Origin of the sequence: Niallia sp. FSL W8-0635 (assembly GCF_038007965.1) — a bacterium.
Classification (GTDB): Bacteria; Bacillota; Bacilli; order Bacillales; family Cytobacillaceae; genus Niallia.
Genome location: NZ_JBBOYD010000001.1, coordinates 1,522,958 through 1,538,552 on the forward strand (window position 1 = coordinate 1,522,958; position 15,595 = coordinate 1,538,552).

General features: G+C 36.0%; 13 protein-coding genes. 11 read left to right on the forward strand and 2 right to left on the reverse strand.

Annotated features, from left to right (window positions below; all coding sequences use genetic code 11):
• Positions 1-456: 456 nt before the first annotated feature.
• The 6 genes from NYE52_RS07135 to NYE52_RS07160 all read left to right on the forward strand — a co-directional run bounded on the left by NYE52_RS07135 (position 457) and on the right by NYE52_RS07160 (position 6,637).
• Entirely contained in the window at positions 457-1,569 is a 1,113-nt protein-coding gene (locus tag NYE52_RS07135) for an ABC transporter ATP-binding protein (RefSeq protein WP_341192440.1), read from the forward strand.
• The gene (locus NYE52_RS07140) at positions 1,566-2,504 is read left to right on the forward strand and encodes a carbohydrate ABC transporter permease (RefSeq protein ID WP_341192441.1); all 939 of its coding nucleotides are present in this window, start codon (positions 1,566-1,568) and stop codon (positions 2,502-2,504) included. The genes NYE52_RS07135 and NYE52_RS07140 overlap by 4 nt, the downstream gene beginning before the upstream one ends.
• Entirely contained in the window at positions 2,501-3,319 is an 819-nt protein-coding gene (locus NYE52_RS07145; RefSeq protein WP_341192442.1) for a carbohydrate ABC transporter permease, read from the forward strand. The genes NYE52_RS07140 and NYE52_RS07145 overlap by 4 nt, the downstream gene beginning before the upstream one ends.
• Positions 3,320-3,345: 26 nt before the next feature.
• Positions 3,346-4,686 carry an ABC transporter substrate-binding protein gene (locus tag NYE52_RS07150; protein WP_341192443.1) on the forward strand — a complete coding sequence of 447 codons (1,341 nt, stop codon included), beginning with the start codon at positions 3,346-3,348 and terminating at the stop codon, positions 4,684-4,686.
• 354 nt (positions 4,687-5,040) lie between these two features.
• Positions 5,041-5,802, forward strand: a complete 762-nt coding sequence (locus tag NYE52_RS07155; protein WP_341192444.1) for a glycerophosphodiester phosphodiesterase — start codon at positions 5,041-5,043, stop codon at positions 5,800-5,802.
• Complete coding sequence (locus NYE52_RS07160) at positions 5,795-6,637, forward strand: glycerophosphodiester phosphodiesterase (protein ID WP_341192445.1); 843 nt, start codon at positions 5,795-5,797, stop codon at positions 6,635-6,637. Before NYE52_RS07155 ends, NYE52_RS07160 begins: the two co-directional genes overlap by 8 nt.
• A gap of 81 nt (positions 6,638-6,718) precedes the next feature.
• On the opposite strand, the gene NYE52_RS07165 is transcribed toward NYE52_RS07160, so the two are convergent.
• On the reverse strand, positions 6,719-7,957 hold the full coding sequence (locus tag NYE52_RS07165) for a helix-turn-helix domain-containing protein (RefSeq protein ID WP_341192446.1): 1,239 nt from the start codon (positions 7,955-7,957) through the stop codon (positions 6,719-6,721).
• Positions 7,958-8,078: 121 nt separating this feature from the next.
• On the opposite strand from NYE52_RS07165, the gene NYE52_RS07170 reads away from it, so the two are divergent.
• The 3 genes from NYE52_RS07170 to NYE52_RS07180 all read left to right on the forward strand — a co-directional run bounded on the left by NYE52_RS07170 (position 8,079) and on the right by NYE52_RS07180 (position 12,853).
• Complete coding sequence (locus tag NYE52_RS07170; RefSeq protein ID WP_341192447.1) at positions 8,079-9,371, forward strand: MFS transporter; 1,293 nt, start codon at positions 8,079-8,081, stop codon at positions 9,369-9,371.
• A gap of 342 nt (positions 9,372-9,713) precedes the next feature.
• Positions 9,714-12,080, forward strand: a complete 2,367-nt coding sequence (locus NYE52_RS07175; protein ID WP_341192448.1) for a polyprenyl synthetase family protein — start codon at positions 9,714-9,716, stop codon at positions 12,078-12,080.
• A 38-nt stretch (positions 12,081-12,118) separates the two neighbouring features.
• The gene (locus NYE52_RS07180) at positions 12,119-12,853 is read left to right on the forward strand and encodes an MBL fold metallo-hydrolase (RefSeq protein ID WP_341192449.1); all 735 of its coding nucleotides are present in this window, start codon (positions 12,119-12,121) and stop codon (positions 12,851-12,853) included.
• Between the two features lie 21 nt (positions 12,854-12,874).
• Here NYE52_RS07180 and NYE52_RS07185 read toward each other — a convergent pair whose 3' ends face one another.
• Entirely contained in the window at positions 12,875-13,372 is a 498-nt protein-coding gene (locus NYE52_RS07185; protein WP_341195131.1) for a GNAT family N-acetyltransferase, read from the reverse strand.
• A 124-nt stretch (positions 13,373-13,496) separates the two neighbouring features.
• On the opposite strand from NYE52_RS07185, the gene NYE52_RS07190 reads away from it, so the two are divergent.
• Both NYE52_RS07190 and NYE52_RS07195 read left to right on the forward strand, forming a co-directional pair.
• The gene (locus NYE52_RS07190; RefSeq protein WP_341192450.1) at positions 13,497-14,945 is read left to right on the forward strand and encodes an amidase family protein; all 1,449 of its coding nucleotides are present in this window, start codon (positions 13,497-13,499) and stop codon (positions 14,943-14,945) included.
• A gap of 274 nt (positions 14,946-15,219) precedes the next feature.
• Entirely contained in the window at positions 15,220-15,594 is a 375-nt protein-coding gene (locus NYE52_RS07195; protein ID WP_341192451.1) for a hypothetical protein, read from the forward strand.
• The last annotated feature ends 1 nt before the right edge of the window (position 15,595 follow it).

Below are 15,595 nucleotides of genomic sequence, written 5' to 3' on the forward strand. Positions count from 1 at the left end.
GCATTTAACTGGAAAACCTCCGCTTATTTTCATGTTGCCGGTTACTCGATTCAGGACAAAACATTTTATTTAAAAGGGAGTTAGTCCGAGAGTCCTCGTTTTAATGTATTACGGCGAACCGTACCAAAAGTAAGTGAGGGTATTATATTAATCATTCCAATGGCGAGTTTTCCCATTTCATATACCAATAACGATGCCAAGGCCACTGTCAAATCGGCCCCCATTTTAAGAAAAGCACCTCAAAACGGAAGCGTTTGAGTTTTCAGCTCTAAGCTTTTTTTGTGCTCTCACTATTTATTTTGATTTTAGAATATTTAAAAAATGTAAAGCGTGTAAAGGGAAATTGAAGTTTGTCAAACCGTTGTTATGAGTTTGTTAATGATTGGTAAATTCGGTTTTTAAGATGAATTTGTATGTTTAAATAGGAATGTACTTCAAATAGGGAGGGGTTTGATAGTGGTAGCAGTAGAAATGAAGGACATTTCTAAATCATACGATAAGCAGAAATCGGTTATTGATGAGATTAGTCTTTCGATAGAAGAAGGGGAGTTTTTTGTTCTTGTTGGACCGTCAGGATCTGGAAAAAGTACATTATTGCGAATGATTGCGGGTCTTGAAGAAATTTCAGGCGGAGTATTGAAGATGAATAATCAAATAGTCAATCACTTGCCGCCAAAGGATCGTAATTTATCAATGGTCTTTCAAAATTATGCATTATATCCACACTTAACGGTGGAACAAAATATTCTTTTCGGCTTACGTGCCAAAAAAGTAGACAAGAAGGAGCAACAAAAAAGGTTGCAAGAAACAGCTAAAATGATGGGATTAACCGAATTATTAAAGCGAAAACCGAGAGAACTATCAGGCGGTCAAAGACAACGTGTAGCTTTAGCTCGGTCTGTTGTAAGTGAAGCTCCTATTTGCTTAATGGATGAGCCACTTTCTAATTTAGATGCAAAGCTCCGTGCTCATATGAGAATAGAAATTCGCCGCCTACAAAAAAAGCTTGGTTTAACGATGATTTATGTTACCCATGATCAAGTCGAGGCAATGACAATGGGAGATCGCATCATGGTATTGAATGATGGGAAAATCCAGCAAGTTGGCGAACCGATTACGTTATATAATCAGCCTGCTAATTTATTTGTTGCCTCCTTTATCGGCTCACCAAAAATTAATTTAAGTAAAGCGAAACTGATTGATCATAAATTGGTTCTTGAGAATGGTCTGCAAATTATGATGGACAAAGAGGATACGCTCCCTTTATTATCACATCCAAATCTTACGATGGGAATTAGAGCAGAGCATATTTTCCCAGGAACAGCAGAACAGACAAGCCATACATTAGAAGTAATTAATGTAGAACAGCTCGGTAATGAAACGTTATTAACCTTTGAAGTGGGAAAAGAGCTGTGGACAGCGAAATGGTTAGGACAATGGCGAATTCAAGTAGGAGATCGTGTACCTGTCCAATTGTCTTCCAAGAATATTTGTTTTTTTGATTCTGAATCAGGAGAATTAATTCGCCCAGCAGTTGCTATTAAAGAACAAGAGGTTGTTGGACTATGAGTGAAATCGTATATCAACAGGAAGCACAGCATTCTGTAGACTTTTTAAAAGAAAAAAGGAAGCAGCGGTTACAGCATTTGTTAAAAGGGATGCTATTTCTATTGCCTTCTATTCTATTATTTAGTGTCTTCTTATTTTACCCATTGGGAAAAACGATCTATTTGAGCTTTTTCTTAACAGATAATCGAGGAGACCCAACCGTGTTTGTAGGATTGGAAAACTATCTTGAAATCTTTAAATCACCAATCTTTTTGAAAAGTTTAAAATCAACCCTGTTATTTGCATTATACACAGTACCAGGAACTATTATCGTAAGCTTATTTTTAGCCGTGCTTGCGAATGAAAAGCTCCGTGGAATTGGTATTTTTCGGACAGTCTTTTCCTCTTCCATGGGAATTTCTGTTGCGGCGGCTTCCGTGTTTTGGATGTTCTTATTTCATCCTACTATAGGTTGGCTTAATCGTATTGTGAAAGCATTTGGTTTGGATCCGATTGGTTGGCTAACAGATCCTAATTGGGCCTTATTATCTGTCTCCGTTTCCACGATTTGGATGAATGTTGGATTTACCTTCTTGATTTTATTAGGAGGGCTTCAATCCATAGATTCCTATCTATATGAAAGTGCTGATATTGATGGTGCAGGATACTTTTATAAGCTAAGACGAATTACGATTCCGATGTTGTCGCCAACCTTATTTTTTGTGTTAACTGTAACATTGATTAATGCCTTTCAAACATTTGGCCAAGTCGATATGTTAACGAGAGGTGGACCGCAGAATGAGACAAATTTAATCGTTTATTCCATTTACCAGGAGGCGTTTATGAACTACCAATATGGTACGGCAAGCGCTCAAGCGATTATTCTTTTTGTGATTATTCTTGTTCTGACTATCATTCAATTTAAGCTTGGAGAAAGGAAGGTTCATTATCAGTGACATTGCCAATGCATAGAAAAATTATCTTTTATATTCTATTAACGATTGCAGCTCTACTTATTTTTTCTCCAGCCATTATTGCATTTCTGATGAGCTTTATGTCATCACAGGATATTATGACTGGAAAAATAATTCCGACAGGCTTAACATTAGACAACTATTTAAAAGTATTTGACCGCTTTCCATTAATGCAATATTTATTAAATAGTTTTGTCGTATCCATCGTCATTATGGTAGGGCAATTAATACTTGCTAGTTTAGCAGCTTATGCATTTGTATTTTTAGAATTTAAAGGAAGAGATTTTATTTTCTTTATCTTCATTGCAACCATGATGGTGCCATTTGAAGCGTCAATTATTCCGAACTTTCAAACGATAAGAAATCTTAATTGGCTTGATCATTATAATGGCTTAACAATTCCTTTTTTCGCAACCGCATTTGGGACCTTTCTCTTGCGTCAGAATTTCAAGCAAATCCCGAAAGAGTTAAAGGAAGCAAGTGAAATAGCAGGAATCGGAGACTTTAAATTTTATTTAACGGTAGTATTACCAATGGCTAAAACAAGCTTGATTACCCTTGGCGTATATGGATTCGTTACGTCATGGAATATGTACTTATGGCCATTACTTGCAACAACAAATGATAGTGTACGTACTGTACAAATAGGTCTAAGACAGCTGCAGTCACAGGAACAGTTAAATGAATGGGGCGTTATCATGGCAGGCGCAATTATCGTTGTTTTGCCAACGTTAATCCTATTATTTTTGGGGCAGAAAAAACTCCAGAAAGGTTTAACGGAAGGAGCTTTAAAATAATTGATAAATTAGGGAGTGTACGAAGAATGACTAAATCAAAGCAGTTGCTAAGTATGTTTTTACTTTCATTGGTTTTATTAATTGTGGGATGTAGCAATAATACAGAATCATCTACTAATAGCGAAGAAGAGAAGGAAGGTCCAACAACCGTTACCTTCTGGCATTCAATGGGAGGGGCAGCACAAGAAGCATTAAATACGATTGTGGATGAATACAATAGCTCTCAAGATCAGGTGAAAGTAAATGCAGAATATCAAGGTACATATGACGAAGCATTAACGAAATTTCATACAGTTGCAGGGACAGAAAGTGCTCCAACGATGATGCAGGTTTTTGAAATTGGTACAAAATCTATGATTAACAGCGGATTTGTCGAGCCGATTCAAACACTTGTTGATGAAGATGGCTATGATATGAGTGGCTTAGAAGAAAACATCACGAATTATTATAAAATTGACGACACATTTTATTCGATGCCATTTAACTCTTCTACACCAGTTATGTACTACAATAAGGATGCCTTTAAGGATGCTGGATTAGATCCAGAGAAAGCACCAGCAACATTTGAAGAAGTAGAAGAAGCAGGAAAGGCAATTGCAAAAGCAAATCCAGAAATGAAGGGATTTGCGCTCCAAGCATATGGTTGGTTATATGAACAATTATTAGCGAACCAAGGGGCTTTATTAATGAACAATGATAATGGCCGTACTGAAACACCAACAGAGATTGGCTTTACAGAGGAACAAGGGAAGTCTGTATTTAATTGGGTTAAAAAGATGATTGATGATAAGACATTCGCTAACTATGGTACAAATGGTGACAATATGGTCGCTGGTTTCCTTGCAGGAGATGTAGCAATGTTTATGCAATCTTCTGCTAGTGCGAGAGACGTAATTGATAATGCACCATTTGAAGTAGGTGTTGCATTTATTCCCCACCCAGAAGCAGTAGAAAGACAAGGGGTTGTTATTGGGGGAGCTAGCCTTTGGATGATGAAAGATAAGAGTGGTGAGGAGAAAAAGGCTGCTTGGGAATTTATGAAATACTTACAAACTCCAGAAGTGCAAGGGAAATGGCATGTTGGAACAGGGTATTTTGCGATAAATCCAGATGCTTATGATCAACAAGTTGTAAAAGATGCTTATGAACAGATGCCACAATTAAAAGTAACAGTTGAGCAGTTACAATCAACAAAGTCATCTTATGCTACTCAAGGAGCATTAATGGATATGATTCCAGAAGGTCGCCGTATTAGTGAAACGGCCCTTGAAACGGTTTATAACGGCGGGGATGTTGATGAAACATATAGCACGATGGTGAAACAGTTAAATGAAGCTATTGAAAAGGCGAATCGAGCAAGAAAATAAGATATAGGGGAATAGACCAACATGATTAAATAAATTTAATACTTGTTGGTCTGTTTCTATCCATTAGGCTCTTTTTAATACACTGTTGATTTTCTTGTAAAATAGGCGGAGAATTTCCGGCTAATGTTTATAGAGGGGGCTTAAGTAGTAGATATAAGCGGAGAAATTCCGAATAACTGCTTTAAATAAGACAAACTCCAAAGATTTGGATACTTTAAACGGAAAATCCTCCGTTATTTTTAAGGAAATATGGACATTTCCTAATTTAAACGGAAATATGCCGTTTATTTTTCACACACAGTAAACTCAACATTATTTATAACAGAGCTTTCTATTAAAAAGGAGGAGAAGAACATGAATCAAACAAAAGTATATGGACATAGAGGAGCAAAAGGAAAATATCCAGAAAATACACTTCTTAGTTTTAAACAAGCAATTTTACAAGGCGTAGATGGAATTGAATTAGATGTTCATATGACAAAGGATGGCGAAGTGGTTGTCATTCATGATGAATTTTTAAACCGTACAACAGATGGAACGGGCTTTGTAAGAGCATATACATTAGAGGAAATAAAAGAATTTAGTGCAGGAAGTAAGTTTTCATCCCTTCCTGATTATGAAGAAAGCTGGTTATTAGAAAAGGTACCAACCTTAAAAGAAGTATTGCAATTGTTAGCACCATACCCAATTGAACTAAATATTGAACTAAAAACTTATACATTTGAATACGAAGGAATGGAAGAAAAGACGCTCGCACTTGTGAACGAATATGGAAATGGGCGTAAGGTCGTTTATTCTTCGTTTCATTTACCGACGTTATTAAGAATAAAGGCGATTGATCCATCTGCTTCGATTGCATGGTTGTTAAGTCAAGCAATCTCTAATCCTCTTGATTACATAAAAAGCCTAGAATTAGAGGCACTACATCTTCATAAAGATATGGTAATCGATCATCTGAATGATTGGAAGGAATTAAAAAATCTAGTAAGAGTATGGACAGTAAATCAAATAGAAGAGATGGTGCAATTAATAGAAGCGAATGTGGAAGCGATTATCACAGACTATCCAGAACAGGCAATAGCAATTAGGCAGGAAAGAGCTGTCTCTATTGACTAAATACTGGATTGTGTGCATGCTCATCCCTTTCTTCATCCTTTCTCTTACTTCCTGTGGTGATAATTCCGTATCTGTCGTTGCCCAACCAACGATAGAAAAAGAGGACACTCCAAGAGTAATTGCACACAGAGGGGCAAATGAATGGTATAACGAAAGCACCATTACGGCATATAAAATAGCTGCCGATTCAGGGGTAGATTCCCTTGAAATAGATTTAAGGATGACAAAAGATGGCGAATTAATCGCTATGCATGATGAAACGATTGACCGTACGACAAATGGAAAGGGAAAGGTCTCTGATTATACATTAGAAGAGATAAAGTCTTTTCAAACATTGGAATCGGATAATAGTAAAGTGATAACGGAAGAAATTCCAACATTAAAGGAAATAATTGAGACCTTTCATGATTCCCAAAGGTATTATATTGAAACAAGGCTCGTTAATGGAAAATTAGCAATGGAAGAAAAGCTTATTCAGTTGCTAGAGGAATACCAATTACTCGATAAAAACTTAGTAACCATTCAGTCTTTTTCGGAAGAGAGTTTATTGAAAATTAAAGAACTGGCTCCGCATACAGAACTAGCTCTTCTTTTTAGAAAAGAATCTTTTTCTCTGAAAAAAGCAAATGAGGTGGATTTTCCTATTATTGGAATAGAGTCTGCAGATGTTACGCAGAAAATTGTAAATGAATTGCATAAGCAGGGAAAAGAAGTTCATGTGTATTTTACGAATAAGCAAACACAAAAAGAGGAACAAGAAAGAGTAATGGAGTATCAGGTGGATGGCTATTTCACGGATTATATTCATTTTACGAAAGAGATTTTAGCGATATAGGAAAAAACGGGTGTGAATTTTTTCATACCCGTTTTTTGATTATACATGAGCTAGATTTTACAATTGTATAATGGAAAAGCTTCAACACATATTTTCGTATGTTTTCAAGCTAAGTTTTCGAAAGATAGATTCAGGCAACGGTAAAAAATGTTCATACGCAATTTTTGCATATTTACGTGCTTTATCCATATTGTTAAGCTCTTTATAGCAAAGAGCCATAAATATTTCCTTTGTAAAATAAAGCGCTTGGTCAACAGGGTGGTTAATAAATTTCGGGACTTGAACAGTTTTTAAGATGCTAAGTGCTTTTTCATATTCTTTCGTAAAATACATTGCTTTTCCCTTTTGAAGCATATTCCAATTGCCACCGGTTACTTCTTGATTTTCTTCATCAAAAGTTACATATTTGTCAATAATCGTCATTGCCTCTGGATAATGACCTTTACTATGTAGCAAATATTCTACATAAATAACATCGCAAAGTTCCGTAAACATTTCATCTTCCACAAATTCTCCATACTGTTTTAATTTTTTTAAGTAGTAATGAAATTTTTCTTCTTCTTCTACTAATAAGGCAACTACGGTAGCAAGTTTATATATGTCGTCTGTTTTGTAGTAGAGCTTTTCTTTTTTGGAATAGACTAATGCTCTTTCCACAGCTCCTGAGGTTGCTTTAATATCACCGATTGCTGAGTAAATGGCGGCAGCATGATAGTCTAAATTGACTTGAGTCATTGGATCAATTTTTATATGGGTTGTTTCAATATGTTTTCGTTCTTCTAGATAACAATGTAAAGCTTCTTGATAGTGATGTACCACAAAAAGGGTTATCCCCCTAAAGATTGCAATGTCTGCTCGATTAGCAGTCAGATTGAGTAGGTCATAAATTTGAGCTGCTTTTTCACAATATATTTTCCATTCCTCTTTATCGAGACAAAATAGACTACGGCTAAAAATTTCCAATAAGCGCGCTGATTCATAGCTTTCATTTAAATTAGGAATGTAGGGCTTAATAAGAGAAATTAGCTTGTTACTTTGTTCAATGGTTTCATCGGAGAATTTGAAATAAATACGAAATTCTTCATGAATCTTTTCCGCTTCCTCTAACACTTTTCTTAATTCTGCAAGACTTACCTTTTCTAATAATTCCGTTACCTCTACTCCAAGTCTTTCCGCAATATATTCCAGACTCTCCATAGAAGGTTTAGCCTTATTATTTTCAATCTGACTAAGCATGCCTTTTGTTAATCTGTCACCAGCTAATGCCTCTAAGGTCATTTTCTTTTGTTTCCTCAATGCACGTATTCGTTCTCCTAGCATAAATGGTACACTCCTTACTTCGATAGTTTAATTATATTAAACTTTTCCTTGAAAGGGAAATTTTTGTATGCTATTATTTGTTTAATTAAATTAAACTTCTTTAAAAAAGGATGGGGTTTCGTTGGATGAAAATCGATTACAAAAGAGAGCCACATATCACTTGTGGACATTTGTCAGTAGTAAATTAATTGCAACAGCTGGATCACAAATTTACACATTTGCTATTAGTTTGTATATTTTGCATTTGACTGGTTCTTCGATGAGTTTTGCCGTGAATATGCTATGTAATATCTTGCCTAGAACCATTGTTGCCCCTTTTGCTGGGTCCATAATTGACAGGTATCCTCGAAAAATAATTGCTATTACGGCGCAAACAGTTTCCGCAATTTCAATTGGTGGATTACTCCTTTATAGCATCACGATGGGATTGTCTTTACCTGCTATTTATACAACGTCCTGTATCCTGTCCATTACCTCTATGTTTGCAAGTAATGCCTTTACTTCATCATTAACAGGATTAATCGATGAAACTCGCATCCAGAAAGCATCTTCTTTAAATCAAATAGCTATTTCCATTGCGCAAATCGCAAGTCCGGCTATCGGTGGAATATTATTTGGCTTAGTATCCATGTCCGTGTTTCTAACCATTTATCTTATCGCATCATTGATCGCAGTTATACTCGATTCCACCATGAATTTTACCCTTTTTGAAAAAGAAAGAGAGCAACAAGTGAAAAAAGAATCGGTTTTTGAAAGTTTAAAAGAAGGCTTAAACTATATAAGGCTACAGCCATTATTGATGGCAATCATTAGCATTAGCTTGATTGTTAACTTTATTTTCACAGCATTTAATGTTGGGTTTCCTTTTATCGTTAATACGAAGTTGCAAATGCCATCCGTGCAGTTTGGGATTGTAGAAGGTGCTTTTGCAGTTGGGACGCTGCTTCTCTCTATCTATCTCTCTTTTGGTAAGGAGTTTAAACAGCCCTTATCAGTTAGTAGATTGGGAATAATTACGTTAGGATTATTAGTAATTGCGGCAGCTCTTCCAATGCTTATTCCCTTTTCGGCTATGTCTGTTTTTATCTATTATTTCGCCCTTATGTTTATATTTGGAGCGGTCAATATTTTGGTGAATATTCCAATCATGGTATTGATGCAAAAGAAAATTGCAAATGAATATAAAGGAAGAGTTTTTACGATTTTAGAGACATTTGCGATGGGGATGATGCCTGTTGGAACCTTATTATTTGGTGTACTATATGATTACGTACCAGCACAGTGGGTTCTAATCGTGGCGGGATGTACTCTAATTGTTTCGGTATTAATATTAGCTAGACCATCCATATTGGAAAAAGCAATTGAATCGAAATCAACAGCATCGATTTCTAAAGAAAAAGCTACTTCTGTTTAAAGAATCTAAAGGAGTAGTCTCTGTTACTTTAAAGAGGAACATCAAGGGGGAAAGGTAAAAGAGAAAGCCCCTCTCATAAAAGAAGAAATCCTATAAAAAAGCTAACAGACAGTTATTTGTTTAATAAATTTTATCTAGGCATCTCCCTCAAGTGCAACACTTAGCCAAAATAAAACAATAATATATCTAATCCAAAAACTCTCCTTCCAAAATAGGAGAGTTTTTCTAATGAAATATATAGATTAATAGGAGATAATGAACATTCTAGTTATAATAAAGAAGATAACCGATTATATTAGACTAGTTAAACGAACTTAAAGGTAAAGCAGAGGTAATGTTCTTATGAATATAAAGTTAAAAGATGCAATAAATGAGGAATATCGATCGGCAGAGCATAAAGCTGCTCGTTATTTTCAATCCCTTCAAAATCAGTTAACGGATCAATCTTATGTGTCACGCTTAACGAATGACTTTCAAACGTGGAAGATAAACCATATTCATTCTCCTTCCATCCTTACTTATTTTTCCCGAAAAAAAAGAAAACCGATTGTAAAGGGATATCGTCCTTATATAGAGTGGTTGAACTACGCAGGTAAATTAGATGATTATTTGAATCGAAGTATTTCGTATTTATATATGCGTGATTTAGGAAAGACGCTTTCATCCCGACATACGCAAGAAAGAATGGACGAAGTAGTCAACAATGTAAAAACTCACCTTTTAAAGAAAGATATAAAGAATGACAGTTTTAGTGTATCAAGTCTGTATAAACTTGCTAAAAAAGAAAAAGTCGAGCACACGATGATATGGTTGTTAGAAAAATTGAAACAGGTCACTTCACAAATACCAAAAGGAATGAGTGTGGAGCACGCACAACGGAAAATCCTGAAAATCCTTGCAGGGGTCTTGATGCATGAATTGGAAGATAGAAGAGGCATAGAGCTATCAGAGCAAGATCGGCAAACCCGTCTAGAAAAGGCGATGAAACTTGGGTTTTACTATGGATTAACCTATCCCTTAATTGATGATTTACTTGATGCGAAAATTTTATCTATAGAGGAAGAAAAACAGTATACGACGTTAATTCGAACAACTTTAGAAACAGGAATTGTCCCAGAATTAGGAAGATGGCATGGAGAGAATAAAGAGCTTATTGCATTCATTCATAGTGAGTTAAAAGAAGCATTTGAATATATGAGGCTTCAGCATGATTCTATGACCTGGGAGTTATTTCTAAGTCAATCCTATATCTTCTTTCATTCACAAGAGGTCGACAGGGAAAGGAAGTTAACCAATAGCACTTATTCTAATGAAGAAATTTATATTCCAGTAATTCTTAAATCTTCTGCTTCCAGACAGATTGTTCGTTCGTTAATGAATGCACCTGAGGATGAAGGCTATGATAAACGAACCTTTTATTACGGCATTTATAATCAGTTAGCAGATGATTTAGCGGATATGTTTGATGATAAAAAAGATGGGGCAGTAACCCCTTATACGTATTATCTAACCTATCATCAAACGAGAAAGGATTTAATCAATCCTTTTGAAATGTATTGGGCCGTTATTTCGTATTTAATTCATGAAGTCTATCAATCTGATTCCAAAACACAGGAAGTCATATTAGATCGCGCGATTAATGGTTTAAAGCGACTAAAGGAAAAATTGGGTGAACAGAAATATAGTGATTTAATGAGAATATTGACAAAGGGAATAACTCCCTTTAATCGGATTCTGCAACAAATGGTCGAAAAGGCGGATGATGTAGACTTTTTTGATAAACTGCTTCGTGACCACATGATTACTACCTTAAAGGAAAATCGACGAGAGCAGGAAGAGTTTTCTGAAATGATTCAAGCTATCCGTTCCCCAATTGATAAGATGCTGCCAATCACAGAAAATGCGTTGCTTGAGAAGGATATCGTGACAGAAGCAGCAAATTACAGTCTTGCAGGTACTGGAAAAAGAATTCGACCGATTATTACATGGTTTATCGGGGTAAAAGAATTCGAGCTGGATAATGCCCAAATCGTTCCATTATTGAAATCGGTAGAATATATGCATACAGCTTCTCTTATTTTTGACGATTTACCATCACAGGATAATGCGGCGATGAGAAGAGGAAGACCGACTTTACATGAAGTGTATGATACGGCAACAGCAGAATTAACGGGGCTATTTCTTACACAGAAAGCGATTGAAGAACAAGCTACTTTACAAGACTTTGATGGATCGATTGTATTAAAACTTATTCGTTATACAACGAAAGCTACTGCTGACATGTGTAAAGGGCAGTTGATGGACTTAGAATCCAGAGGGAAACAATTAACTCTTCAAGAACTGAATACCCTTTGTTTTTATAAAACAGGTATCGGATTTGAGGCATCGCTTCTAATGCCTGCAATCTTAGCAGGTGTATCAAATGAAGTCATGGATTTATTAAAGAAATATGCTTATCATGCTGGGATTGCTTTTCAAATAAAAGATGATTTACTAGATACAGAAGGAGAGCTAAAAACGTTAGGGAAGAAAGCTGGAATGGATGAAGACAATGATACCTCTACATTTGTGACAGTGCTAGGTGTAGAAGGCGCTCGTAAGGAAATGTGGGAGCATTATTGTATGGCATTAGATATCGTCGAAGCATTACCAACAAAGACCAGCTTTTTAAAGTACTTAGTAGATTATATGGTGAATCGAACTAGGTAATAATGGAAGAAGAAGTTAAAACCTAAGGAGGATTAGCGATGAAAATCACTTTTTTAGGAAAGTATGGGGGTTACCCAGGGAAGGATAGTCCTACTTCTTCCTTCTTATTGGAGTCTGCAGGATTTCATTTATTGGTCGACTGTGGGAGTGGTGTGTTATCGAAGGTTCAATCCTATGTGGATTTAAAGGATTTAGATGCATGTATTCTTTCCCATTATCATTATGATCATATCGCTGATGTTGGTTGCCTCCAATATGCAATGTTAGTGGAGAATAAACTTGGAAAACGAATAGAGCCCTTTCCGATCTATGGACATAAAAGAGACTCTAAATTTGATGACCTAACCCATGATGTCTATACAGAAGGACGAGAAATTTCGGTTGAAAAATCAATTAATATCGGACCATTCAATCTATCCTTTTGTGAAACGATTCATCCAGTATATTGCTTGGCAATGAAAATACAAGCCGAAGGAAAGTCCATTCTTTACACGGCAGACACAGAGTGGAAGGATGATTTAATTTCTTTTGCGAAGAATGCAGATGTTTTAATAAGTGAAGCTAGTATCTATAAGGAACAATTTGGAGTCGTTAAAGGCCATCTTACAGGAGAAGAAGCAGGGATACTCGCAAACCAAGCCGAAGTAAAACAGCTCTTTTTGACACATCTTCCCCAATATGGTGAACAGGAAAAGCTAGTGGAAGAAGCAAAAAATGTATATGGCGGTCCTGTTCAGTTGGTATATCCAGGTTTAGAGATATTCATAAACTAATTAAAAAAGTGTTGGTTGCATTTAAACGAAATCAACACTTTTTTTAGCTGCAGGGGAACAAGTATAAATCATAATAACAAATTCAAACTCTCCGCCATTTGTCGATTGGATAAACGTAGTTGTTTCTTGAAATCCTGCTTTCCTATAAACCTTAATAGCACGCTTATTAAATGTTGCAACCGCCAAGCTGATAAAGGAAGGGGAAAAATGCTCTATTATATAATTCATCCCCATTGTTAAAAACGTATATCCTTTGTTCTGACCTGTTAAATCAGGTCTTAAACCAAGACCGATATCGATTGTATTATTTTCTCCTTTGTTTATACTAAAAAAACCGATAAGTTGATCTTCATCTGTGACAGCGTAAATGGACTCATTTCTTTGTTCACTATCAAGAAACGCAGCTAAATCCTCTTCATCTGCCTCCATGTCATAAAAGCCATAAATTCCATCATAATGCCAGTGATATGCAATTTCTTCTGCTTGTTCTTGTGTAATAAGTTCAAAATGATACATAATTGTTGGCTCCCTTTTTAGGAAAATTTTATCATATCGAAATATTTTGATAAAGTAGTAGATTCTGCTTCTCTGGAGAATTTGAACAGGCTATACTAAAGAAAACGTGAAGGGGGTAGAAGGGAACATGAAAACAGAAAGTAGCATTCCATATAATATAGAAGAAACAACTATTTTAGATACACAGAAAGCCCTGGAGTCTGGTGCAATTACTTCTTTGGAGCTGACCAAGCAATATTTAAATCGAATTGCATCATTTGATCCTGCATTATGCTCTATTAGGGAAATAAACCCTGATGCATTAGAAATTGCAGCAGAGCTAGATGAAAAAAGGAAGGTACTCCATGAAGTGGGACCACTTTATGGCATACCTGTTATTATAAAAGACAATATTGATACAAATGATTCGATGGCAACAACTGCAGGTTCCATTGCATTAAAGCATAATTTTGCTAAAGAGGACGCTTTTATTGTTAAAAAGCTTCGAGAAGCAGGAGCCGTTATTATTGGAAAGGCTAACCTCTCAGAATTTGCCAATTTTATTACGAAATTAGATATGCCTAATGGCTATAGCTCTTTAGGTGGACAGGTCATGAATCCATATGGTCCTGGTGTTTGGGATGTGGGTGGTTCAAGCTCGGGAACTGGTGCAAGCATTGCTGCTAATTTTGCAGTGGTTGGAATTGGAACTGAAACATCTGGATCCATTCTTAGTCCTGCTAGTAATAATTCGCTTGTTGGAATAAAACCTACACTTGGTCTCGTTAGCCGTACGGGAATTATCCCACTAGCTCACAGTCAAGATACGGCAGGTCCAATGACAAGAACCGTTGGTGATGCAGCAATACTTTTAGGGATCATTTCAGGAGTAGATGAAGCAGACGAAGTGACCAATACAAGTATCGGGCAGCCAAGTGATTACACCGCATTTTTAAAAGCAGATGGACTTAAAGGGAAAAGAATTGGAATGGATCGTTCCTTCTTGCCAGAAGAGGATGAAGAGATAGCCTTGTTTGAGGAAGCGATGGAAGAGTTAACAAAGCAAGGGGCTGTCTTGGTAGATGTTACCATTCCCCGTGAAAAATTCGATTCCATTGTTCTCTACCATGAATTTAAATATGGCATAGATAACTACTTACATAAACTTTCTGAAGAAGTTCCTGTTCATTCATTAAGCGAGGTTATTGCATTTAATAAACAGCATCCAGATTTAGTTAAATATGGTCAGACGATTCTTGAGTATTGTGAAACGTTAAATGGGAATTTGGAAGATGCAAAGTATAAAGAGCATCGAGAAACAGATATTAGACTTTCTACAACAGAAGGAATCGACATAACGATGAAAGAAAATCAATTAGATGGGTTATTATTTGCGAAATATTTAGGTTGTGCAATGCCTGCAAAAGCAGGATATCCATCTATTACAGTTCCAGCAGGCTATACACCAAAAGGAAAGCCGATGGGGATAACATTCTCAGGATTAGCATATAGTGAACCAAGTTTAATAGAAATGGCATATAGCTATGAACAAGCGACAAAGCATCGAACCCCACCAATATTGGATAAGGGGAACTAAGTATGGAAGCAGTGTATTTAGGTACACTGCTTATTTGGCATAAGCTGTGTAATGGGACAATATATTATTAAGAGAATCCATTTGAGATTGACAAGCCTAAATAGTTTAATCTAGATTGATATTTTAATTTAAGATATAATGGAAAGAAAAAGAAAGCTCTTACATTTTGCTGACGAAACCAAAAATGGTGTTGGAAAACCGTCTGGTTGGAAGTTTTCTTACTAGTGGATGTTAGAAAAATAGTAGATTTCTGGAATCGGGGGAGGAAAAAGAATTGTCTATAACACGTGTGCTCGTAGGTGTATTTAAAAGTTTTGAAGAAACAAAGGAACAGCCTAAGGTTCCTGAATTAAAGACTCGCTATTACAAAAAAAGTCGTGATCGGTTAATGGAAACGGTAAAAAATGTAGTAGAAAGAAAAATGTCCAATTGGGATTTAAAAAAAGTTGATACAGATCGTGGGGAAATCGTATTAAGCAAAGGATCTAGCTTAATGATTATCACCGTGTATAAACTAGCAGGAATGCAATCTGCAATTGATATATATTGTTCAAAAGAAGGAGCTCTAGGAGATTTCGGTTCTAGCTATAAATATATACAGCAATTTTTTAAAGCGCTTCATACAGAGATTCAGCCAGAAAAAGGGTGAT

Excerpts from the sequence above, each read along its gene's own strand:
- NYE52_RS07140 (WP_341192441.1), top strand. The coding sequence starts at position 1,566 with ATGAGTGAAATCGTATATCAACAGGAAGCACAGCATTCTGTAGACTTT.
- NYE52_RS07165 (WP_341192446.1), bottom strand. The coding sequence starts at position 7,957 with ATGCTAGGAGAACGAATACGTGCATTGAGGAAACAAAAGAAAATGACC.
- NYE52_RS07155 (WP_341192444.1), top strand. The coding sequence starts at position 5,041 with ATGAATCAAACAAAAGTATATGGACATAGAGGAGCAAAAGGAAAATAT.
- NYE52_RS07180 (WP_341192449.1), top strand. The coding sequence starts at position 12,119 with ATGAAAATCACTTTTTTAGGAAAGTATGGGGGTTACCCAGGGAAGGAT.
- NYE52_RS07175 (WP_341192448.1), top strand. The coding sequence starts at position 9,714 with ATGAATATAAAGTTAAAAGATGCAATAAATGAGGAATATCGATCGGCA.
- NYE52_RS07150 (WP_341192443.1), top strand. The coding sequence starts at position 3,346 with ATGACTAAATCAAAGCAGTTGCTAAGTATGTTTTTACTTTCATTGGTT.
- NYE52_RS07190 (WP_341192450.1), top strand. The coding sequence starts at position 13,497 with ATGAAAACAGAAAGTAGCATTCCATATAATATAGAAGAAACAACTATT.